The sequence below is a fragment of the Nocardia sp. NPDC050799 genome, assembly GCF_040654015.1.
GTDB lineage: Bacteria > Actinomycetota > Actinomycetes > Mycobacteriales > Mycobacteriaceae > Nocardia.
Genome location: NZ_JBFAHF010000020.1, coordinates 45,308 through 66,582, shown reverse-complemented (window position 1 = coordinate 66,582; position 21,275 = coordinate 45,308). Strand labels below are relative to the sequence as shown.

The window sequence follows — 21,275 nt, the reverse complement described above, 5'->3', positions numbered from 1 at the left end:
TGTACGGTCGGCCGATGGCGAGTGTCGGAGCGAAACTGCTGCAGTCCCGTTGGTTCGTCCGATCGCCGATCTGGTTGTTCCGGGCCCGGCTGGGTTTCCTGTTCGGTGGCCGGCTCCTGCTGCTGGAACATATCGGCCGTAAGTCCGGCGCCGCGCGCTACGTGGCGCTGGAGACGGTGGACCGCCCGGACGCCGATACCGTGGTGATCGCTTCGGGATTCGGCGAGACCGCGCAGTGGTACCGGAATCTGCTGGCCGAACCACGGTGCCGGGTCAGTATCGGGGGTCGTTACCGCGCGCTCGCGGTGGCGCGCGCCGTGGACCGGGAAGCGGCGGCCGCGGTACTGGACGGTTATCGGATCAGGCATCCGAAGGCCTACCGGAAGCTGAGCGAAATCATCGAAGGAGCCACCGGCCGCGATATCGATACCGTGCCGCTGGTCGAGTTGTCGCTGCGCTCCTGAGCCGCCCGGCGCGGGCGCGGCGCACGGGTGCACCGGCGATTTCGCGAAAAACGGGTGGACGCCGGCGTGACGGTGGGCAGATCATGGTCGGCGATGCCAGAACGCAACGAACCCCTGCGCTTGATCGAGTTCGACAGCACCGCCGCCGAACCCGCCGACGCCCTCCCGTGGTCGGCCGTCCTCGATTCCTATTCCACCCCGCGTGACCTGCTGGACATGTTGGCGCTCAGCCTCTTCGGCCGGGGTGTGCAGCCCTTCTATCGGAAGAGTCAGCTGGAGCGGGTGCGGGCCGACGCGCCGTTGCGCCCGCCGGGTTCGGTGATCGCGCGACAGGTGGTCGAAGCCGACGCGCTGTCCATCCTCGTGCTCGGGGACGGCTGGGCATTGCGCGCCGATCGGTGGGCGGATAAATCGGCCACCGTGGAAGTGACCGCGATCAGCGACGAACTGGCCGAACGCATAGTCGCGGAGGCGACTCGCGGTGCCGAGGAGGCGGCCCCCGCCGACCTGGCCTCGGTGAAGATGGGGTTCTGGCACCAGAGCGACCGCGGGGCCACCCGGCGGGTCCTCACGGTCACCACGCCGGAGTGGCCGGAGATCCGCGGGAACTACAGCGGCAGCGTGGCCGACGCCCTGGACCGCCTGATGGCATTGCGTCCGCACAGTATTCGCGGTCGGCTGCTCCTGCTGCACGGTCCGCCCGGAACCGGCAAGACCACCGTGCTGCGGGCGCTGGCCAGATCATGGTCCGACTGGTGCCAGGCCGATTGTGTACTCGATCCCGAGATGCTGTTCGCCAAGCCCGGGTATCTGATGCGTGCGGCGATGGGAGCCGAAGGCGAGGACGAGCAAGCCGACCGCTGGCGGCTGCTGATCCTGGAGGATTGCGACGAACTCATTCACGCGGAGGCGAAAAGCAGTTCGGGACAGGGTCTTTCCCGGTTACTCAACCTCACCGACGGGATGCTGGGCCAGAGTCGCGATGTGCTGGTGGCGATCAGCACCAACGAAGACTTGTCGCGATTGCACCCCGCGGTCACCCGGCCCGGGCGCTGTCTGGCCCAGTTGGAGATCGGGAGGCTGTCGGCCGCCGAAGCCCGGACCTGGTTGGGTGATCACCCCGCCGCCGGGTCCGCCACGGAGTCGACGCTCGCGGAGCTGGTCGCGCTCCGCGACGGCCGGGGGGATATCGCGGTCACCGCGGCTGCTCCCGATTCCGGCATGTACCTGTAGTTTCGCGAACTGCGGAGTCGAGAGCAGGGACGAGCCGGGCCGTATCCACCCTTCCCGCCACCGGGCGGCCCGGAGCCGTCGTGGGCCCGGCACCGCGGCTATCGTTGGGCGAATGGATGCGTTGGCCGGGCTGCTGGAGGGTCCGCGGGCGCGGGGCGCGTTCCTGTTGCGTTCACTGCTGAGCCCGCCGTGGTCGCTACGCATCCAGGATGAATCGCCGTTGACGCTCGCCGCGGTGATCCAGGGGCATGCGTGGGTTCTCACCGAGGCCGGCGACCGGTACCGGATGGGCGCCGGGGATGTGGCGGTGTTCCGGGGGCCGCAGCCCTATACCGTCGCCGACGACCCCGCCACCGAGCCGCAGATCCTGATCAACCCGGGTCAGCTCACCACCACGGTGGACGGCGAGGTGCTCTGCGAGACGATGAGCCTGGGTGTGCGGCAGTGGGGTAACGACCCCGCCGGGGAAACCGTGCTGGTCACGGGGTCCTACGAGCAGGCGGGTGCGGTGAGCCGGCGCCTGCTGCGCGCTCTGCCGCAGACCCTGGTGGTGCCGCGTGGACGTTCCGACGAGCGGGTGCTGAGCCTGCTGGTGGAGGAGACCGTGAAGGATCGGCCCGCGCAGAGCGCGGTACTGGACCGGTTGCTGGACCTGCTGCTCATCGCGACCCTGCGCACCTGGTTCGCCGGGAACGAGGCACCGCCCTGGTATCACGCCTACAGCGATCCACTGGTCGGCAGGGCGTTGCGGCTACTGCAGCACAATCCCGCCCACGGCTGGACGGTGGCCGCCCTGGCCCGGGAAGCGGGGTCCTCGCGGGCGGCTCTGGCCAGGCGGTTCACCGAACTGGTCGGCGAACCGCCGATGGCCTTCCTCACCGGGTGGCGGCTGGATCTGGCCGCCGATCTGTTGCAGGGCACCGACGAGACGGTGGAGGCCGTCGCCCGCCGGGTCGGGTACGGCAGTGCCTTCGCGTTGAGTACCGCGTTCAAACGACAGTTCGGGGTGAGCCCGCGCGATCACCGGCTCGGGGCCGCCGCGGTGCCCACGGCCGGCTGACCCCGGTATCGTCGGCCGGGTGACGCAGCAGTATCCGGTGCTCTGGCCGGTGCCCACCCGCTGGGCCGACAACGACCACTACGGGCACGTGAACAATGTGACGTACTACGCCTACTTCGATACCGCGGTCAATGCCTGGCTGATCGACGCGACGGGTACCGATATCCGGGAACTGCCCGCCATCGGGATCGTGGCGGAGACGTCATGCCGCTTCCATGCCTCGTTGAGTTTCCCCGACCTGTTGCGCGTGGGTCTGCGGATCGCCCGCCTGGGCCGGTCCAGCATCACCTACGACCTCGCGATCTTCCGGGAGGCGGGCGACGAGCTCGAGCTTGCCGCCACCGGAACCTTCGTCCACGTCTACGTGGATGAGGAAACGCGCAAACCGGTCGAGATCCCCGAGGTGATCCGCAAGGCCGCCGCGATTCTGGTCACCGGCGCCACCGAGCAGTAAGCGGAAACCGGCTCTCCGGAAGCTTCCCGGTGGGCACCACGCCCGCGAATCACCCGCGGGCACTTCCAGTCGCCTTCGGTGATCTGCGCAGCGCGTTCTCCGATGTTCCGCGAGCTCGCGCGGGGACCGGCGCACGGCCGCGGACAGTTCTTCGGCAGGACTGCCGAATCCGGCCATGAACAGGCAATAACCGTGTTACTGTCGTGCCGCGCCGCGCTGCGGAGTAGGTGCGAGAGCAGTGCGGCAGGGTGGTCGAGGTGTCTTCTCGATCGCACGGAAGGGCAGGCCTGTGCAGGTAGTCGTCGGTGGTCGAGCGGGCGTCGGGAAATCCGGTGGCGGCGGGTCGCCGCAGCGGATCCGGACGGTGCCCGGCGACGGTCGGCGGACCCGGCCGCCCGCGCTTCCCCGGACCGCGGCCGGTCTTCTCCGGCGCGCGAACGGAATCTCTTTCGGTATGCCCATAGTCTCCGCCTGCGCGCGGACGCGGCAGCCGACGGTGTAGTTCGATAGAACGGAATGGCAGATATGGCAGTGCAATTCGCTGTTTCCCCCGACTTCGGAGCCGATTCCATCAGCTCGGCCGCCCGCTGGGCGGACAGCCCCGGGCGCCGGTCGATCCGGAACCGTGCCGCGGTCGTGGCGCCCACCGTTGCCGCCGCGGTGGACTGCCTGGGCGGTTGGATCTTCGATCGAACCGCGGCGGGTTGCGAGACCGTCGTACTCCTGCCGGATCCCGGTGATACCCGAGCTCTGGACATTCTGGGCGCGAAGGCGATCGCACTCGCCGATGTGCCGGTCCGCGCCGGGTGGACCGCCGACCTCGACATACTCGCCGCCGCCGCGGATATCTACCTGGCCGATGCCCGGGTCCGCGACGAGTTCCTGGCGCGGCGTGATCACACGACCCGGCAGACCTACCTCTGGGGCCGGGGGCCCGTTGTCGAATTCGGTGACGGGTTCGCGCTGGTGAACACGCATCGGGTCAGCCTGGCGGCACAGGCTTTCAAGCGAGCGGCACTGGACGCGGCCGGTGTCCCGGCCGTATCGTCGTCGGCCGCGGAGACCCTCTGGGCGGACCCCGGCCGGCGATAGCGGGGGCGCACCGCCCGGCCGGTCTTCGGTGCTGCGCGGCACGGTCACCGCGAACGCCACCTCCGGGCGCGCGCCATCCGGCGCGCGCCGAGGCCGGCGTCGATCTCGCGGCGACTACCGGGTGGACCGCTCGGTGTCCGCCCCGGCCGGTCCGCCGCCGTTTGCGGGACCGTTCGGCTCGCCGATACCGGGGCCGAACAACGAGAACAGCGAGAAGTCCAGTGCCGGTGCGCCCGAGTGCGCGCCCGACGCCGGTCGCTGTGTCGCCAGTTGGGTGTTGTCGCTGGTCAACCGGTGCATCACCCGGTCCAGCGAGGACAGGATCGTGGGCACGTCGGCAGTCCCGTCGACCAGTCGGCCGACCATCGCGTAGCAGAGATTGACCATGACCAGTGCGATATCGGTGACGTAATCGCGGTCCAGCCCGGCCAGTAGATGCGCGGCGGCGGGCAGGACGGCCTCGAACCCCTGGCGGTCCAGCCGGTGCCCGCCTGCGGTGGCGCGGGCGCGAAAGAAGGCCAGTGCCATGCGCGGACTCTGCTCCCACGGCTGGAACACCTGCCGAATCAGGCGCATCAACCCGTCGGCCAGCGGCTCCTCGCGCGGATGCAGAGCCAGTTCATCGTAGGAATGGGCGGCCATCCATGCCGCCACGGCGGTCACGATGAGCTCGTCGCGACTGCTGTAGAGGCCGTAGATCGTGGTGAGTGATACCCGGGCCCGTTTGGCGACCGTGCGCAACTGCACCGCGTCATAACCGTCGGCTTCGATGATCTCGACCACGGAATCGAGGATTCGCGCCGCAGTATCCACCTCACCGGGCCCATTCACCGAGTTATGGTAACCCGGCATTTCGGTGCGTCCCGCGCGTGACCACCGCCTCCGGTGGCCGTATCGGCCGAGGCCGCCGCGACTCCGCCGGCCGGGCGCGGTGGAGTGCGACGGCAGCGGAAGCGTCACCGCGGAGCCCGGCGGGCGGCGGGCGGCGGGCGTCACTGCGGGGAGGCGGGGTTCTCCAGCGCGTGCTGGAATCGGCGCATACCGCGAATCCACCGGTCGTAGTCCGACCCCTTGTGCTGGTACATCGTCAGCACTTCCGGGTGCGGCAGGATCAAGAACTGTCCGGCCGCCACTCCGGCCAGCACCGTATCGGCGACTTCTTCCGGGGTGAGCACCGCGCCCGCGGATTTCACGGCGTTGATGGCCAGCCGCCCGGCGGCCTCGTTGTCCGGCGGGATCATTCCCTCGCGCAGTAGCGCCGTATCCACGCCCATCGGGCATACGCAGCTGACCCGGATGCCTTTGTCGCCATAGGTGATCGACAGCCATTCCGCGAAACCCACCGCGGCGTGCTTGGACACCGAGTACGGCGCGGAACCCAGCTGGGTGAGCAGTCCGGCCGCCGACGCGGTGCTCACGAAGTAGCCCGTACCGCGCGCCAGCCAGCCGGGAACGAGCAGGCGGGCGGCGCGGATATGGGCCATGGTGTTGATCTCCAGGGCGGCGGCCCACTGCGCGTCGGTGCTGTCCAGCCCGGCGCCGCCGCCGATCCCGGCATTGGCGAAGTACAGGTCCACCGGGCCGAAGGCGGATTCCGCGGTATCGATCAGCCGCTGGATCACCGCGGGATCGGCGGCGTCCCCGCCGGCGGCGACGGCGCTTTCGCCGATCTCGCCGGCCACCCGCTGCGCGGTGGCCGGATCGAGGTCCGCCACGACGACCCGTGCCCCGTGGCCGGTCAGCCGTCGTGCCAGCGCCGCGCCGATACCGGATCCGCCCCCGGTGACGACGGCGGTCCGGCCCGAGAAAGTGTCCGCTACTGTGCCTGAGAGCTCCATGCCGGAACTCTAACGCTTACATGCGACATATGCCCTCATGTGTCGCTTAATCGGATCGGCGCCCGTCGGCGGGGCGTGCCTGCTCGGCGAGCCGGCGTAGCAGCGGGGCGGTGCGCGGTCCCACCGATTCCTGCATCACCAGGGCCATATTCGTGCGGACCACCCCGGGGATCTTCAGGATCTGCCCGGTGATGCGGTAGAGGTCGTCGGCGTCGCGGGCCACCACCCGGACCGTGAGATCGGTGGGGCCGGTCATCCCGCACACCTCGGTCACCTCCGCGATCTCGGCCAATTCGCCGACCACCGCCTCCAGTCTGTGCTGGTCCACGACCACCGCGACGAAGGCCGACAGCCGGTAGCCCAGCGCCCGCAACTCGACCCGGCGTTCGAAACTGCCCAGTACGCCGGTGGCTTCCCAGCGGGTGAGCCGCGCCTGCACGGTATTGCGGGACAGCCCGAGCCGGGCGGCCAGTTCCACGCCGGTGGCCCGGGGGTTGGCGATCAGTTCCAGCAGCAGGCGCGCGTCGGTGGCATCCACTACCGCATCGGAAGTCTCCGGACTGGTCATGTAACGCAGTATGACAGGACAATAGGCAGCGAAACCGTGCATTCTGCTCAGTTGTCGGATCAAGACTTGCGCAGATCGCTTAAGCGTGGATGCTATGTGTTATAGGCCACATCGCGTGACCCGCGTGAGGAGGCGAGGCCGATGCCCGGCACAACCGAGTATCCGGTGCAGTTGATCCAGCCCGACGGCGCTCGGGTGCACCACCCCGAATATCAGGCCCTGGTCGCCGATATCGGGCCCGGTGAACTGCGTCGACTCTACGAAGACCTGGTGGTCACCCGGCGGATCGATACCGAGGCCGTCGCCCTGGCCCGGCAGGGGCAACTCGGCCTTTGGGCGCCGTGCCAGGGACAGGAGGCGGCCCAGGTGGGATCGGCACACGCGCTCCACCCCGACGACTATGTGTTCGGCAGCTACCGGGAGAGCGCGGTCGCCTATTGCCGCGGCGTCCGGCCGAGTGCCCTGACCGCGATGTGGCGGGGCGTCTCGCATTCCGCCGGGGATCCGGCGGCGGCCAATATGGCCAACCCGGCGATCGTGGTCGGCGCGCAGGGGTTGCACGCCACCGGTTATGCCTATGCCGCCCACCTCGACGGTGCCGAGATCGCGACCGTCGCGTATTTCGGCGACGGCGCCACCAGCCAGGGAGATATCGCCGAAGCGCTGACCTTCGCCGCGAGCTGGAGCGCGCCGGTGGTGTTCTTCTGCCAGAACAATCACTGGGCGATCAGCGAGCCGGTGCAGTTGCAGAGCGCCACGCCGATAGCCCGGCGAGCGCTCGGTTACGGGATCCCCGCGATCCGGGTGGACGGCAACGATGTGCTGGCCGTACTGGCTGTCACCAGGCAGGCGGTCGCGCGCGCCCGCAACGGGGGTGGGCCCTCGTTCATCGAGGCCATCACCTACCGCATGGGACCGCATACGACCGCCGACGATCCCACCCGCTACCGCGCCGCGGCCGAGACCGAGGAATGGGCGCGGCGGGATCCGATCCTGCGGATGCGGCGGCTACTGGAACGCGAGGGCCTGCTCGACGCCGAGACCCGGCGGCGAGTGGAGGAACGCGCCGACGAGGTCGCCCACCGGATGCGCACCGAGACCCTCACCATGGCCGACCCCGAACCGCCGGAACTCTTCGAGCACGTCTACGCGACCGCGCACCGGGGCCTCGACGAGCAGCGCCGGGACTATCTGGCGTACCTGGCCGACGACCCGGCCGGGGCGCTCGCCACCGTCGCGCCCACCCCGCGCGAGGAAGGAGTCCGCTCATGATCACCACCTTCGCCGCGGCGCTCAACGCCGGGCTGCGCAGTGCGCTCGAGGAGGATCCGAAAGTGGTGCTGATGGGTGAGGACATCGGCCGGCTCGGCGGCGTTTTCCGGGTCACCGACGCGCTGCAGAAGGATTTCGGTGACCGCCGCGTGATCGACACTCCACTGGCGGAGTCGGGGATCATCGGCACCGCGTTCGGGATGGCGCTGCGTGGCTACCGCCCGGTGTGCGAGATCCAGTTCGACGGGTTCGTGTATCCGGCGTTCGACCAGATCGTCTCCCAGGTCGCCAAGATCCACTACCGGACCCGGGGCGCGGTACGGGCGCCGCTGACCATCCGCATCCCGTTCGGGGGCGGTATCGGCTCGGTCGAGCATCATTCCGAATCACCGGAGGCGTATTTCGCGCACACCGCGGGGCTACGGGTGGTGGCGCCGAGCAATCCGGCCGACGCCTTCACCATGATCCGGCAGGCCATCGCCCTGGACGACCCGGTGATCTTCTTCGAACCCAAGCGCCGGTACTGGGACAAAGCCGAGTTCGACCCGGCAGCCGAGCCCGACCTGCCGTTGGACCGGGCCCGGGTGTGCGTGCGCGGGACCGACGCCACCGTGGTCGCCTACGGGGGCACGGTCGCCACCGCGCTGGCCGCCGCGAAGACGGGCGCCGAGGAAGGGATCTCGCTGGAGGTCGTGGATCTCCGGAGCCTGGCACCGCTGGACGTGGACACCGTCGCCGAATCGGTGGACCGGACGGGCCGGCTCATCGTGGTGCACGAGGCGTCGCGCACCGGCGGTATCGGCGCCGAGATCGCCGCCCGCATCACCGAGCGGTGTTTCTACCGGCTCGAGGCGCCGGTACTGCGGGTCGCCGGGTTCGATATCCCCTACCCTCCGGCTAAGCTCGAGAAGCATCATCTGCCCGACCCGGATCGGATCCTGGAGGCGGTCGATCGAACGCTTGCCGCCTGAAGTGTGATCCCGCCCTGATGCCAGCCGGAGGTGCCCGAAACCGTGGACGACGACGCCCGCGCCGACGAAGGTCGTGCCGCAGATACCGGCGAGATCCTGGAGTTCCGTCTCCCTGATCTCGGCGAAGGACTCACCGATGCCGAATTCCAGAACTGGACGGTGGCGGTGGGCGACGAGATCGCGTTGAACCAGACCATTGCCGAGGTCGAGACCGCGAAAGCGGTGGTCGCGCTACCGTCCCCGTTCGCGGGGACCGTCGTGGAACTGCTCGCCGAGCCCGGCGAGACCATCGACGTCGGTGCGCCGCTACTCCGGATACGCACGGCCGCCACGGAATCGGGAGCCGAGGGGCGGCCCTCGGTGCTGGTCGGTTACGGGCCGTCGGAGGAGCGTGCCTCGCGGCGGCGGCGCGGTGGGCAACGCCCCGGCGGTACGGCGACACCGCCGTCGGAGGCGTCCGCGGGCAACGGGATGTCGTACGAGAGCGGCGTGATCGGCGCATCGCCCGGCGCGCCGGCCCGGACGGTGGCGGACGGTGGTGACTCCGCACGCGCCGCCGCGGCCGAATCGCAACGGGTGGCCGCCACGCCGGGAGCCCGCAAACTGGCCCGGGAGCTGGGCATAGACCTCTGGTATGTGGCCGGTTCGGGACCCGACGGGGCGGTTACCGTCGCGGATGTCCGTGGCGCCGTGCCGGTTTCGGAACCGGATACACGCGATCGCGATCCCGGTGACGAGGCCGCGACGACCGGCGAGCGGGCCGCGGGGTCGGTCCGGGAGGAGCGCACGCCGATCGCCGGGGTCCGTAAGCGGACCGCGGCGGCCATGGTGACCAGTGCGCGTACGATCCCGCAGGCCGATACCTCGATCACGGTGGATGTCACGGCCTCGCTGGAACTGCTGGAACATCTGCGCGCCACCCGATCCTTCGAAGGAATCACCCCGACCTTGCTCGCGCTGGTGGCGAAATCAGTACTCGCCGCGCTGGCCGAATTCCCCATGATCAACACCTTCTGGGACGAGGCCAACGGGGAGATCGTCACCCGGCACTACGTCAACCTGGGTATCGCGGTGGCGGCCCCGCGCGGGTTGCTGGTGCCCAATATCAAAGACGCCCAAACCCTGAGCCTGCGGGAACTGTGCCGCGAGATCGGGTGGCTGGCCCGGACCGCGCGGGACGGCCGGGCGGGTCCGGCCGATCTGCGCGGGGGCACGTTCACCATTTCCAATGTCGGCGTCTTCGGGGTGGAATCCGGTACGCCGCTGGTCAATCCGGGTGAGGCCGCGATCCTGTGCCTGGGCGCGGTGGTGAAACGGCCGTGGGTCTTCCGGGACGAATTGGCGATCCGCTCGGTGGCGACGCTGACGCTGAGTTTCGACCACCGGATGATCGACGGTGAGGCGGCGGCCCGCTTCCTGGCGACCGTCGCCGGCCTGCTGGAGGACCCGCTGACGCTGCTCGCCCGGATCTGATACCAGAATTCACCCGCGGATATCCGTGTACGCATGGACTTCGCGGACCACCCGCGCGTACGGTGGCGAAATCTGTTCCAGACCCTTTGACGAGGAGCTGCGTTGAACGCGGTATTGATCTCGGCTGAAGAACTCCGGGAATCAACAGAGAAAGATCTGCGCCTGCTGGATGTGCGCTGGCAACTCGGCGATCCCGACGGGCCCCAGCATTACCAGAACGGTCATATACCCGGAGCGGTGTTCGTCGACCTGGATACCGAACTCGCCGCCCTGCCCTCACCCGCCCACGGCCGGCATCCCCTCCCGGATCCGCGCCGTCTGCAGAAATGCGCGCGCAGCTGGGGTCTGTGCACGGGCGACCCGGTCGTGGTCTACGACGCGATCGGCGGAATGTCGGCGGCGCGGGCGTGGTGGCTGCTGCGCTGGGCGGGTATCGCCGATGTCCGGATCCTGGACGGCGGGCTCCCGGCGTGGACCCGGTCCGGCGGTCGACTGGCCACCGGGGTGGAACCCGATCCGGCGCCCGGTGATATCGAATTCCGGCCGGGCCGGCTGCCGGTGATCGACGCCGACGCGGCCGCCCGCTGGGAGGGGGTCCTGCTGGACGCCCGCGCGGCCGAACGCTACCGCGGCGAACAGGAACACATCGATCCCCGCGCGGGGCACATACCCGGCGCGATCAGCGCGCCGAGCAGCGAGAACCTCGATCAGGACGGCTGCTTCCTGCCCGAAAACCTGCTGCGCGAGCGGTTCGGTGAGATCGGCGAGGCCCCGGTCGCGGTGTACTGCGGTTCGGGTGTCACGGCCGCACACGCGATCGCGGCGCTCGCCGTGGTGGGGGTTCAGGCCGCGCTCTATCCGGGCTCCTGGTCGCAGTGGGCTCACGATCCGAAGCGGCCGGTAGCCACGGGCGTGTAGGCCGGGTGATCATCCGCAGGTCGCGGCGACCCGGCGCAGCGCCGCGTGATCGGCGGCGGTGACCGGTAGCCCGTAGCGCACCGCGACCGTGAGGTAGCGGCCCGCGTAGTAGCAGTGCCCGGGCCGGGACGGCGGTAGCCAGTCCGCGGGTGTGCCGTCGCTCTTGTCGGTATTGGCCGTGTCATCGGTGGCCTGCAGGTTGTAATCGATATCGTTGGCGAACCGGATCCGCTGCGCGGCCGGCCACCGGGCCGCCCCGAGATCCCAGGCCGCGGCCAGCGGATAGATGTGGTCGATCGGTATCCGCCGGGCGTTCTCCCTGCTGAACACGATGAGGGCGCCGGTGTAGGGGTCGGCCAAGGTGCCGGACTGCACGACGCACCGGTGGCTGCCGGGCCGGTAGCCGACTCCGGTGAGCTGGCGCGCGAGCACATTGTTCCGGGTATCGCAGCCGTCCCGGCCGCCGGGGCCGTCGTGGTCGTCGGACCAGGCAGGGCCGAAAACGCACCCCTGCCCGGACCCGCAGCCGCGTTCGTATCCGCCCGGATGCGGGCGTTGCGGCACCACCCGGACGGCGCCGAGCAACTGTTCGAGCTGCGCCCGCCCCGGGCTACCCGGTGCGGGCCGCTGCCCGGTGACCGCCGCGCATCCGGCCCCCGAAGTCAGTAGCAGAAAGGCGGCACACAGAGCGGTGACCGCGTGAATCGTCCCCCGTGTCATCACGGATACCGGTATACCGGACCCCTCCGACAGCTACCGCGATTCCGGAGTCAGAGCCAGGCGCGGGCCAGCAGTTCGTCGTTGTCGACCCGGCTGCTGTGGGGCGGGAAGCGCGTGGCGACCAGGGATTCGATATGTACTCCGTCGTGACCGATCACCCAGGACCCACCGCTGTCGGTACATTCGGCGATCTTGGCGAAGGCGGTGAGGAGAAAGGTGACCGCCTCTTCGGGCACGGTGGTGTGGGCCAGACGCTGCGACTCGCCGGGCCGGGACAGGTCCAGCCATACTCCGCACTGCCCGTCGAGCCGCATGCCGACGATCTTGTCGGCATTCACGAAGGTGAACTTGCGCCGTTCCCACGGGGTCGTCGGCGTGTAGCTCTGCTCGAGAACCTGGAGCAGAATCGTCATACTGCTGCCCTCCGCTTTTCGATGGCACCGCGGTGCCGGGATGCCGCTGTGTGATGAGACCGCTGTTCGCGGGCCGGGCTGCGCCGGGCGCCGCGCGTGGCCGCCGGAGGCAGCCCGAGCCACCCGGCGGGGCTGCGCTCGGCGGGTATGGATATTAGTGATGACCAGCGGATATTTCCCAGTATGTGCCGTCGCGGGAGATAAATCCAGGGACCGGCCCGGGTGCGCCGGACCGGTGTCGCGTCCACCGGCCCGCGCCGCGGGATGCCGAGGTGGGGGACCGTGCGCGGGCTGTCGCACCCGGCTGATTTGATGGGGGCCATGTTGCACGGACTGTGGTCGCCCGGTTCCGGGCTGCTGCTGTGGCGTGCCCCCGGCGGGGCGGACGGACCGCCCGTGCCGGGGCTGCTCGGGTCGGTACTGGCCGAATCGCGCTTCCGGCACCGGGCCGAGGTGCTCGTGGTGGACGACGCGGGTACCCGGCGGGAGACGGTGCGGGCGCACGCGCTCGCCCCGGGGCCCGCCGCCGCCGCGCTGCGGCAGCGGTTGCCGGCCGGCGCCGTGGCCGGGGATCTGCGCTTCCTGGGCCATATCGCCCAGGGGATCGAACGCTGGGTGCGGGCCGGCGCGGTGGTTCCCGAACTCCGGCGCGACGACGGTGAATGGTGGGCGCGCTGGCGGTTGTCCGGGGGATCGGGCCAGCGGGCCTGGCTCGCCGAACTCGCCGCCCTGCTGCCGCCGGCGCTGCGGGTCGCCGGGCCGCCCGGCGATGTGCTCGACGATATGGTCACCGAGCTCACCGATCCGATGGTGCGGGAACTGATCGCGGCGGACCCGCACCCGCACCCGCTGGTGCACGGTCTGCGCACGGATGTTCCCGTGGACACCGGCAGCCATCAGGTGGCCGAGGTGCTGCGGCAGTGGCGGGAGAGCCGCGCCGCCGACGAGACCGGGCTGGTGCTGCGCCTGCGCGAACCCGACGGAGAGTTCGCCGATACCGCGGACGCGTCCGCGCTGTGGCGCCTCGAGGTCTGCCTGCGGGCCGACGGGACGGCGCCGCGGCCCATCCCGGTTCCCGGTGCGGCGGACGAGGTGCGGCTGGGCCTGGAATGGCTGGGCCGGGCGCAGCGTGCCTATCCCCGGCTGCGCGATGTCCCGGGCGACCCGCACAGCCTCGATCTGCTGCTGCCGACCGAGGTGGTGGCCGATCTGGTCGCGCACGGGTCGCAGGCACTGTCGGCCGCGGGTATTCCGCTGCTGCTGCCCCGGGCCTGGAACATCACCGAGCCGGGCCTGCGGCTGCGGGTCGAGGGCGCCGCGGTACCCGCCGCCGAGAGCACGGTGGGGTTGGACGGGCTGGTCGGCTACCGGTGGGAACTGGCACTCGGCGACATCGTGCTCTCCCAGGACGAGATGCAGCGGTTGATCACTGCCCAGTCCGATCTGGTGCGCCTGCGCGGCGAATGGGTGCAGGCCGATCACACCGTGCTCGCGGCCGCCGCGAAGTTCGTGGCCCTGCACCACGGCGACAACGAGATCACCCTCGCCGATCTGATCGGTGAGATCAGCGAGAACCGGGCCGGGGGCGTGCCGCTGACCGAGGTCACGGCGAGCGGCTGGCCCGCCGCGCTCTTCGACCCCGACCGTCCGGTGGATCCGGTGCCCGTGCCCGGACGGTTGAAGGCCCAGTTGCGCCCCTATCAAGAACGCGGCCTGGCCTGGCTGGCGACCATGAACCGGCTCGGGTGCGGCGCGGTCCTCGCCGACGATATGGGTCTGGGTAAGACGGTCCAGGTGCTGGCCCTGCTGCTGCACGAACGCGAGGGTGACCGCGCACCCGGGCCGACCGTGCTGGTGTGCCCGATGTCGGTCGTCGGCAACTGGCAGCGCGAAGCCGAAAGGTTCGCGCCCGACCTGCGGGTCCTGGTGCACCACGGCCCCGGGCGCGCACAGGGCCGTGACCTCGACGCGGCGGTGGCCGGAGCGGATCTGGTGGTCACCACCTACGCGCTGCTCGCCCGCGATATCGCCGAGCTGTCCCGGCAGCAGTGGGAACGGGTGGTGCTCGACGAGGCCCAGCACATCAAGAACGCGGCGACCCGGCAGGCCCGGGCCGCCCGGGCGCTGCCCGCCCGGCACCGGCTGGCGCTCACCGGTACGCCGGTGGAGAACCGGCTCGAAGAGCTCCGCTCGATCTTCGACTTCGCGGTACCGAAACTACTGGGTAGCCCGCAGACCTTCCGGGCCCGCTTCGCCGTACCGATCGAGCGGGAGAACGACGAGAACGCGGTGGCCCGGCTGCGCACCGTGACCTCCCCGTTCCTGTTGCGCCGGGTGAAAACCGATCCCGCCGTCATCAGCGATCTGCCGGACAAACTCGAAATGACGGTCCGGGCCAATCTCACCGTCGAACAGGCCGCCCTGTATCAGGCGGTGGTCGAGGATATGCTCGAGAAACTGCGCGATGCCAAGGGAATGGCCCGCAAGGGAGCGGTGCTCGGCGCGCTCACCCGGTTGAAGCAGGTCTGCAATCACCCCGCGCATTTCCTCGGTGACTCCTCCGCGGTGCTGCGGCGCGGTGCCCACCGATCCGGCAAGCTGGCGCTGGTCGAGGATGTGCTCGACGCCGTCCTGGCCGAGGGGGAGAAGGCGCTGCTGTTCACCCAGTTCCGCGAGTTCGGCGAGCTCATCGTCCCGTACCTCGCCGAACGGTTCGGCGGCGAGATCCCGTTCCTGCACGGCGGTGTCGCCAAGAAACGACGTGACGGGATGGTCGCGGCGTTCCAGGGTGCCGGGGGGCCGCCGATCATGCTGCTCTCACTCAAGGCCGGGGGTACCGGACTGAATCTGACCGCCGCCAATCATGTCGTGCATCTGGATCGCTGGTGGAATCCGGCCGTGGAGAACCAGGCGACCGACCGCGCGTTCCGGATCGGGCAGCGCCGGGCGGTGCAGGTGCGCAAACTGGTCTGCGTCGACACCATCGAGGAACGTATCGACGAGATGATCACGGGTAAGAGCGAACTCGCCGATCTGGCGGTCGGGGTCGGCGAGAACTGGATCACCGAACTCGGCAACGACGACCTGGCCCGGCTGTTCACCCTCGGCGCCGAGGCGGTGGGTGAGTGATGACCGACTTCAGCGAGTTCGGCAAGCGTCGGCCCGTTTCCGGTGGGGTCGGGGCGCGCAGCCGGCGCGGTGCCTTCGCCCGCACCTTCTGGGGCAAGAGCTTCCTGGAGGTGGTCGAGCGGCTCGCCGAACCCGGCCGGCTGTCCCGCGGCCGGACCTATGCCCGGGCGGGGCAGGTGGTGAGTTACCGGATCGAGCCCGGCGTGGTGACCGCGGAGGTGCAGGGTAGTCAGCCGCGCCCGTTCGCCACGACCTGCGATATCCGGCGCCTGCGCGACGAGGAGGTGGAGTTGCTGGTCGGGCTGATCCGCGGCTCGCCCGGCATGCTCGCCCGCGTGGTATCCGGCGATCTGCCCCGCGAACTCGCACCTCATCTGCTCCCGGAGACCGCCGCAGATATCGATTTCGGCTGCACTTGCCCGGATCCCGGCTGGCCGTGTAAACACGCGGTCGCCCTCGCCTGCCTGCTCGCCGAACGACTCGACGACCATCCGCGGGATCTGCTGACCCTGCGCGGGCTGAGCCTGGACACCCTGATCAGCGGCGTCGAGGCCGCGGCGCCGGAGGGCGAAGAGTTCGCCGATCCCTACGGCGAGAGTACGGAGCTACCCGCCCTGCCGGCGCCGGGGATACGCCCGGCCCCCGACGATCTGGATCCGGCGCTGCTGCGGCGGGCGCTGCGCATGCTGGCCGCGGACGAGTCGACGGCGGCCGAGGCGGGGCGGGCCCTGGTGGGCGTGTATTCGGCGCTGACCGGTCGCTAGCGCACCCGGGGCTCGCCCTCTCGTCCCGCGTGCGGGTGGCACAGTGCAGGGCACTGTTGTCGCCCTGGTGGCAGTGTGATCAGAACCGTTGGATGAACCGGTACCAGCTGCCTTCGAGGGGTGTGTAACCGATGTCGCCGTCGGAGCGGGGTGGGCCCTGTCCGGGTGCGCCGTGGGGAAAATAGGCGAAACCGACGGAATCGATGAGGCCTCCGTCGGTGTAGAGCAGGCAGCCGTCGTCGCGTTTCACCACCCGGGTGATGGTGTAGACGCCGTACCGGCCGTGGGCCGAGGCCTCGCAACCGGCTGTGAGGCGTTCGAGACTGCCGGTGGAAACCCGCCATCCGAGATCCTGAGGGAGGCCGGTCCACGCCAGGGCACAGGTCAGTGCGACCGCGCCGGGCGCGAGGAGCAGCCGCCGGTAGCGGCGGTAGCGGATCGCACCGAACAACCCGATCACCAGCCACAGCGCGCCCAGTAGCACCAGCGCCCAGCCTGCGAGCGCGAGAAACGGGAACGCGGCATCCGACATCAACAACCACAGCGTCGTTACGCAACACACGCTCACCGACAATGTGATCACCGCGATCGACACTCGCCACCACCGGGATGCGGTCGCAGCGGGTCTGCGTTGCCGGCGCAGCTCGTCGTCGGGTTCGGTGGTGGCCATCGAGTCGTGCCTCCTGGTGGCGATACCGCGCCGTTCGGGCCGCAGCCTGTGAGTCGAGCGGGTTGTGCTGGGGGATTCGGCGTGTCGTGAAAGAAGGCGGCGGGACTCCTGAGTTCGCCCTTCCCGGACAACCTATTGAGCCGGAAGTTCCCGGGCCCGCCGCCGGGTCGGTGTCGCTCCGCTGCGATAGCTTTTCGGTCAGTCCAGCCGGTACACCCGCTGGGCATTGGCGCGGAACACCTTCTCCAGGAACTCCGTGCCGCCGAGATGGTCGGCCAGCACCGTCGCCACCGCCTCGGCGCTGCCGGTGATCGAGGTGATCGGCCGGTCGACCGGGAAGTTCGATCCCCAGACGAGTCGTTCGGCGCCGAAGACGTCGGCCGCGTGCCGCAGCAGCGGGCCGATCCGGTCGGTGAGGCGGGCCACCGGTGTCGGATGGCCGGGCCTGGGCACCGGGTGGCCCAGGATCGGCATCATCAGCCCGCTGACCTTGGCCACCACATTCGGGAATTCGGCCAGCGCGGTGATATCGGCGCGCCAGCGTTCGAATATCGCGGCGCGTTGCCGGGCGTCGTTCCCGGTGTACTTGCCGATCGGCCCGAAGATCCCCGCGGGCGTACCGAGGTGGTTCAGCACGATCTTCGCCTCGGGGTAGCGCCGGGCCAGCGCGATCAGTTCCGGCAGTTGGTTCGAGTACACCCAGGCCTCGAAGATCAGATCGCGGTCGACCAGTGCGGCGAAGCCGTCCAGGAACGCGTTGCTGTGCAGGGCGCCCGGGTCGGTGGTGAAACTGCGGATGCCGGTGTCCGGATGGTGGGCGACCATACTGCGCACTCCGCGTACCAGGGGTGAGGCGGATAGATGTGCGTCGAGCAGTTCGGCGAATCCCGGGGCACCGGGGAATCCGCTCGCGCTCACGGCGGCGAGCGCGGGGGTGTCCACCCCGAACGGCAGGGCGGTGACCCAGCGGGTCTCCTCGACCTTGGGTCCGGTCCACTCGACCTCGATGTGCACCACCGATTCGACCGGCAGGTCACCGGCGTCGGCCCGGTAGTCGGCGGGCAGGTACGGCGCCAGATAGGCCGAGGGTTCACCGATGAACTCGCGGTCCTTACGCGGCGCGAGACGTACCGCGAGCGGGAGCGGGACCGGGACGGCACGCAACAGTTTCGCCGTACGGCTGAACTCGCGCGCGGTGGTGAACGGGTCCCACTGGTGGATGTGGGCGTCGATGATCCGGATCTCGCCGATGTCCATTGCGCTCCGGCACCTCCTGCGATCGTCTGGGGTCTGGTCGCCGAGGGTAGCGCGTGACCGGCGCCCGGGGGAGCCGTTCGGCTCGCGTCGGACGAGTCGGCGGATCCGGCGTCATACTGGGTCTGTGGCCGAACAGGATTCGGCGCCGCGGGCGCCGGTGTCGGGAACCGATACGGTTCCCGACCGCGTCGTGACGGAGAAAACCGCCCCGGCCGCCGCGCCTCGCCCGGCCGGCGGCCCCTTGGCGGAACCGCAGAGTGCCGGTGCGGCGGCGCCGGAACCGGGTCGTGCGCCCGCCGCGCTGCGCGATCTGGTCGAGCAGGGTGTGCTCGACGAAACCCAGCTGACCGCGGTGGTCACCGCGCTGCGGCACGAACGGCCACGGCCCACGCCGGCCCGGCTGCTGGCCGAGATCGCGGCCTACGCCGGGGCGGGTCTGCTGCTGAGCGGACTGGTGCTGATCCTGGTGGAGTCCTGGGACGATATGGCCAAACTCGGCCGGTTCGTTCTGTTCGCGCTGGTCGCCCTCGGTCTGATCGTGGCCGGTGTGGCGACGGCGGGCGGTCGCTCGGTGTTGTTGCGCGCGGCGTGGCGGTCGGTACCCGATACCGGGCATACCGCGCGGACCCGGCTGGCGGTGGTCCTGTTCGTGCTCGCGGCGGCGAGTGTGGCCGCGGCCGCGGGGTCGGCTTTCGACAGCGGGGCGGTCGGGAGCGACACCACCTGGGTTTATGCCGCCGGGGCGGGTCTGCTGGCGGCGGCCGCCGGGTATGCCGCGCTGCCGTCGCTGCTCGGTCTGCTGGTGTGCACCGGATTCAGCGTGGCGCTGGTGGTGGGCGTACTGGACGAGGTCTTCGACCTCGACGACAGCTGGGTCGGCGGCGGGGTACTGGTGCTGGGTTTCGGCTGGCTCGGTCTCACCCGCGCCCGGGTGGTGCTCGAGGTGTGGGCCGGGTATCTGGCGGGCGTGGTCCTGGCGGTGGCGGGGGCGCAGACCGTCGCCGCGTTCGACGGAAGGTGGCCGGCCTACGCGCTCACCGCCGTGGTCGCAGTGGTGTGCTTCGGGGTCTACGCCACCGATCGGTCCTGGGTGCTGGTTCTCGGTGGCGCCGCCGCGCTGACGCTGGCGGCGGTGGAGGCGGTCGCGGACTGGACCGGTGAGTCGGCCGGTGCGTCCGGTGCGATCCTGGTGATCGGCGCCGTGGTGCTGGGGATCGGCAGTTATCTGCTGGCCAGGTCCACGAAAACCGCCGGTTAGCAGGGCGGACGAGGGGACTCGCGGGCCCGGGCGGGGCATTTGCGGCGGGTTCCGGTCTCGGCCGGGGGCCACATTTGCGGCGGGTTCTGGTCTCGGCCGGGGGCCGGGTGTATCGTTTTGCTTGGACGTCCAACTATTGGAAGCCCGCAAAACGATCTTCGTGTGACGGACGGCCGCAGCGCCGCGCCCGCCACCCCCGACACGAGGCAGGGAATCGCATGGTTCGAGAACTCACACATTTCATCGGCGGGCAGCACGTTCCCGGCACCTCTGGCCGGTTCGGCGATGTCTACGACCCGAATATCGGCGAGGTGCAGGCCCGGGTGCCGCTGGCGAGCCGGGCCGAGGTCGAGGCCGTTATCGCCAATGCCGAAGCCGCGCAGCCGGCCTGGGCCGCGACCAACCCGCAGCGCCGGGCCCGGGTGCTGATGAAGTTCTTGACCCTGGTCAACGACGAGATCGACGCGCTGGCCGCACTGCTGTCCAGTGAGCACGGCAAGACCATCCCCGATGCCAAAGGCGATATCCAGCGCGGCCTCGAGGTCATCGAGTTCGCGGTCGGTATCCCGCACCTGCTCAAGGGTGAATACACCGAGAGCGCGGGCACCGGGATCGATGTCTACTCGATGCGCCAGCCGCTGGGTGTGGTCGCCGGGATCACCCCGTTCAACTTCCCGGCCATGATTCCGCTGTGGAAGGCCGGCCCCGCACTGGCCACCGGTAATGCGTTCGTGCTCAAGCCCTCCGAACGCGACCCGTCGGTGCCGCTGCGGCTGGCCGAACTGTTCCTCGAAGCCGGTCTGCCCGCGGGCGTATTCAACGTGGTCAACGGCGACAAGGAGGCCGTGGACACGATCCTGCACGATCCCCGCATCAAGGCCGTCGGCTTCGTCGGCTCCACCCCGATCGCCCAGTACATCTACGAGACCGCCACCGCGAACGGTAAACGCGCCCAGTGCTTCGGCGGCGCCAAGAACCACGCCATCGTCATGCCCGATGCCGATCTCGACGATGTCGCCGATCAGCTCATCGGCGCGGGCTACGGTTCGGCCGGGGAACGCTGCATGGCGATCTCGGTGGCCGTACCGGTGGGCGAGGAGACCGCGGACCGGCTGGTGGAGAAGCTCACCGAGCGGGTGCACAAGCTCAATGTCGGAAAATCCGATGATCCGGGCGCGGACTACGGGCCGCTGGTCGGGCTCGACGGTGTGGACCGGGTGAAGAAGTACATCCAGCAGGGCATCGACGAGGGCGCCGAACTGGTGGTCGACGGCCGCGGGCTCACCGTCGAGGGCGCGGAGAACGGGTACTTCGTCGGCGCGACCCTGTTCGACCGGGTCGGTAAAGAGATGTCCATCTACAAGGAGGAGATCTTCGGCCCGGTGCTCACCGTCGTGCGCGCCGCCGACTACGAGGAAGGCCTGCGGCTGGCCAACGATCACGAATACGGCAACGGCGTGGCGATCTTCACCCGCGACGGTGACACCGCCCGTGATTTCGCGGCCCGCGTACAGGTCGGCATGGTCGGTATCAATGTCCCGATCCCGGTGCCGATCGCGTACTACACCTTCGGCGGCTGGAAGCGGTCCGGGTTCGGTGACCTGAACCAGCACGGCCCGGATTCGATCCGCTTCTACACCAAGACCAAGACCGTGACCCAGCGCTGGCCGGCGGGATTGAAGGAGAGCAACAGCTTCGTCATCCCGACGATGGAATGACGG

20 protein-coding genes are annotated in these 21,275 nt (G+C 69.8%); 13 read left to right on the top strand and 7 right to left on the bottom strand.

Features of this window, described 5'->3' with window-relative positions; translation table 11 throughout:
• Positions 1–14: 14 nt before the first annotated feature.
• From AB0H42_RS21230 to AB0H42_RS21210, 5 genes are all read left to right on the top strand, one after another.
• Complete coding sequence (locus tag AB0H42_RS21230; RefSeq protein ID WP_357058220.1) at positions 15–464, top strand: nitroreductase family deazaflavin-dependent oxidoreductase; 450 nt, start codon at positions 15–17, stop codon at positions 462–464.
• 93 nt (positions 465–557) lie between these two features.
• Positions 558–1,697 (top strand): DUF5925 domain-containing protein, encoded by a 1,140-nt coding sequence (locus AB0H42_RS21225; protein ID WP_357058218.1) that lies wholly within the window; start codon positions 558–560, stop codon positions 1,695–1,697.
• A 112-nt stretch (positions 1,698–1,809) separates the two neighbouring features.
• Positions 1,810–2,757 carry an AraC family transcriptional regulator gene (locus AB0H42_RS21220; protein WP_357058216.1) on the top strand — a complete coding sequence of 316 codons (948 nt, stop codon included), beginning with the start codon at positions 1,810–1,812 and terminating at the stop codon, positions 2,755–2,757.
• Between the two features lie 19 nt (positions 2,758–2,776).
• The gene (locus AB0H42_RS21215; protein WP_357058214.1) at positions 2,777–3,211 is read left to right on the top strand and encodes a thioesterase family protein; all 435 of its coding nucleotides are present in this window, start codon (positions 2,777–2,779) and stop codon (positions 3,209–3,211) included.
• A 525-nt stretch (positions 3,212–3,736) separates the two neighbouring features.
• Positions 3,737–4,303, top strand: a complete 567-nt coding sequence (locus AB0H42_RS21210) for a hypothetical protein (protein ID WP_357058212.1) — start codon at positions 3,737–3,739, stop codon at positions 4,301–4,303.
• Positions 4,304–4,417: 114 nt separating this feature from the next.
• On the opposite strand, the gene AB0H42_RS21205 is transcribed toward AB0H42_RS21210, so the two are convergent.
• From AB0H42_RS21205 to AB0H42_RS21195, 3 genes are all read right to left on the bottom strand, one after another.
• On the bottom strand, positions 4,418–5,134 hold the full coding sequence (locus AB0H42_RS21205; RefSeq protein ID WP_357058210.1) for a TetR family transcriptional regulator: 717 nt from the start codon (positions 5,132–5,134) through the stop codon (positions 4,418–4,420).
• A gap of 161 nt (positions 5,135–5,295) precedes the next feature.
• A complete protein-coding gene (locus AB0H42_RS21200) occupies positions 5,296–6,141 on the bottom strand; it encodes an SDR family oxidoreductase (protein WP_357058208.1) in 846 nt (281 codons plus the stop codon).
• Positions 6,142–6,187: 46 nt separating this feature from the next.
• A complete protein-coding gene (locus AB0H42_RS21195; protein ID WP_357058206.1) occupies positions 6,188–6,709 on the bottom strand; it encodes an Lrp/AsnC family transcriptional regulator in 522 nt (173 codons plus the stop codon).
• A gap of 141 nt (positions 6,710–6,850) precedes the next feature.
• On the opposite strand from AB0H42_RS21195, the gene pdhA reads away from it, so the two are divergent.
• The 4 genes from pdhA (at position 6,851) to AB0H42_RS21175 (ending at position 11,343) form a co-directional block, all read left to right on the top strand.
• Complete coding sequence (pdhA, locus tag AB0H42_RS21190) at positions 6,851–7,981, top strand: pyruvate dehydrogenase (acetyl-transferring) E1 component subunit alpha (RefSeq protein ID WP_357058204.1); 1,131 nt, start codon at positions 6,851–6,853, stop codon at positions 7,979–7,981.
• A complete protein-coding gene (locus tag AB0H42_RS21185; RefSeq protein ID WP_356959041.1) occupies positions 7,978–8,952 on the top strand; it encodes an alpha-ketoacid dehydrogenase subunit beta in 975 nt (324 codons plus the stop codon). The genes pdhA and AB0H42_RS21185 overlap by 4 nt, the downstream gene beginning before the upstream one ends.
• A 42-nt stretch (positions 8,953–8,994) precedes the next feature.
• A complete protein-coding gene (locus AB0H42_RS21180; protein WP_357058202.1) occupies positions 8,995–10,425 on the top strand; it encodes a dihydrolipoamide acetyltransferase family protein in 1,431 nt (476 codons plus the stop codon).
• Between the two features lie 102 nt (positions 10,426–10,527).
• Positions 10,528–11,343 carry a sulfurtransferase gene (locus tag AB0H42_RS21175; protein ID WP_357058200.1) on the top strand — a complete coding sequence of 272 codons (816 nt, stop codon included), beginning with the start codon at positions 10,528–10,530 and terminating at the stop codon, positions 11,341–11,343.
• Positions 11,344–11,352: 9 nt separating this feature from the next.
• Here the strand turns inward: AB0H42_RS21175 and AB0H42_RS21170 are convergent, their stop codons facing one another.
• Positions 11,353–12,063, bottom strand: coding sequence for an HNH endonuclease family protein (locus tag AB0H42_RS21170; protein WP_357058343.1), 711 nt, complete (start codon positions 12,061–12,063; stop codon positions 11,353–11,355).
• Positions 12,064–12,113: 50 nt separating this feature from the next.
• The gene (locus AB0H42_RS21165) at positions 12,114–12,476 is read right to left on the bottom strand and encodes a hypothetical protein (RefSeq protein WP_357058198.1); all 363 of its coding nucleotides are present in this window, start codon (positions 12,474–12,476) and stop codon (positions 12,114–12,116) included.
• Between the two features lie 312 nt (positions 12,477–12,788).
• Between AB0H42_RS21165 and AB0H42_RS21160 the strand changes: the two genes are divergently transcribed.
• Positions 12,789–15,605: a DEAD/DEAH box helicase gene (locus AB0H42_RS21160; RefSeq protein ID WP_357058341.1), complete on the top strand. Its 2,817-nt coding sequence runs from the start codon at positions 12,789–12,791 to the stop codon at positions 15,603–15,605.
• On the top strand, positions 15,605–16,369 hold the full coding sequence (locus AB0H42_RS21155) for a hypothetical protein (protein WP_357058196.1): 765 nt from the start codon (positions 15,605–15,607) through the stop codon (positions 16,367–16,369). Before AB0H42_RS21160 ends, AB0H42_RS21155 begins: the two co-directional genes overlap by 1 nt.
• 79 nt (positions 16,370–16,448) lie before the next feature.
• Here the strand turns inward: AB0H42_RS21155 and AB0H42_RS21150 are convergent, their stop codons facing one another.
• Both AB0H42_RS21150 and AB0H42_RS21145 read right to left on the bottom strand, forming a co-directional pair.
• Positions 16,449–17,039 carry a hypothetical protein gene (locus tag AB0H42_RS21150; RefSeq protein ID WP_357058194.1) on the bottom strand — a complete coding sequence of 197 codons (591 nt, stop codon included), beginning with the start codon at positions 17,037–17,039 and terminating at the stop codon, positions 16,449–16,451.
• Positions 17,040–17,237: 198 nt separating this feature from the next.
• A complete protein-coding gene (locus AB0H42_RS21145; RefSeq protein ID WP_357058192.1) occupies positions 17,238–18,296 on the bottom strand; it encodes an amidohydrolase family protein in 1,059 nt (352 codons plus the stop codon).
• Between the two features lie 124 nt (positions 18,297–18,420).
• On the opposite strand from AB0H42_RS21145, the gene AB0H42_RS21140 reads away from it, so the two are divergent.
• Together AB0H42_RS21140 and AB0H42_RS21135 are read left to right on the top strand one after the other, a co-directional pair.
• Positions 18,421–19,554, top strand: a complete 1,134-nt coding sequence (locus AB0H42_RS21140) for a DUF2157 domain-containing protein (RefSeq protein WP_357058190.1) — start codon at positions 18,421–18,423, stop codon at positions 19,552–19,554.
• Between the two features lie 218 nt (positions 19,555–19,772).
• A complete protein-coding gene (locus AB0H42_RS21135; RefSeq protein WP_357058188.1) occupies positions 19,773–21,272 on the top strand; it encodes a CoA-acylating methylmalonate-semialdehyde dehydrogenase in 1,500 nt (499 codons plus the stop codon).
• The last annotated feature ends 3 nt before the right edge of the window (positions 21,273–21,275 follow it).

Coding starts and splice junctions, on each gene's coding strand:
- AB0H42_RS21155 (WP_357058196.1), top strand. CDS start 15,605: ATGACCGACTTCAGCGAGTTCGGCAAGCGTCGGCCCGTTTCCGGTGGG.
- AB0H42_RS21210 (WP_357058212.1), top strand. CDS start 3,737: ATGGCAGTGCAATTCGCTGTTTCCCCCGACTTCGGAGCCGATTCCATC.
- AB0H42_RS21200 (WP_357058208.1), bottom strand. CDS start 6,141: ATGGAGCTCTCAGGCACAGTAGCGGACACTTTCTCGGGCCGGACCGCC.
- AB0H42_RS21170 (WP_357058343.1), bottom strand. CDS start 12,063: ATGACACGGGGGACGATTCACGCGGTCACCGCTCTGTGTGCCGCCTTT.
- AB0H42_RS21230 (WP_357058220.1), top strand. CDS start 15: ATGGCGAGTGTCGGAGCGAAACTGCTGCAGTCCCGTTGGTTCGTCCGA.
- pdhA (WP_357058204.1), top strand. CDS start 6,851: ATGCCCGGCACAACCGAGTATCCGGTGCAGTTGATCCAGCCCGACGGC.
- AB0H42_RS21135 (WP_357058188.1), top strand. CDS start 19,773: ATGGTTCGAGAACTCACACATTTCATCGGCGGGCAGCACGTTCCCGGC.
- AB0H42_RS21220 (WP_357058216.1), top strand. CDS start 1,810: ATGGATGCGTTGGCCGGGCTGCTGGAGGGTCCGCGGGCGCGGGGCGCG.
- AB0H42_RS21165 (WP_357058198.1), bottom strand. CDS start 12,476: ATGACGATTCTGCTCCAGGTTCTCGAGCAGAGCTACACGCCGACGACC.
- AB0H42_RS21185 (WP_356959041.1), top strand. CDS start 7,978: ATGATCACCACCTTCGCCGCGGCGCTCAACGCCGGGCTGCGCAGTGCG.
- AB0H42_RS21145 (WP_357058192.1), bottom strand. CDS start 18,296: ATGGACATCGGCGAGATCCGGATCATCGACGCCCACATCCACCAGTGG.
- AB0H42_RS21160 (WP_357058341.1), top strand. CDS start 12,789: ATGGGGGCCATGTTGCACGGACTGTGGTCGCCCGGTTCCGGGCTGCTG.
- AB0H42_RS21150 (WP_357058194.1), bottom strand. CDS start 17,039: ATGGCCACCACCGAACCCGACGACGAGCTGCGCCGGCAACGCAGACCC.
- AB0H42_RS21225 (WP_357058218.1), top strand. CDS start 558: ATGCCAGAACGCAACGAACCCCTGCGCTTGATCGAGTTCGACAGCACC.
- AB0H42_RS21195 (WP_357058206.1), bottom strand. CDS start 6,709: ATGACCAGTCCGGAGACTTCCGATGCGGTAGTGGATGCCACCGACGCG.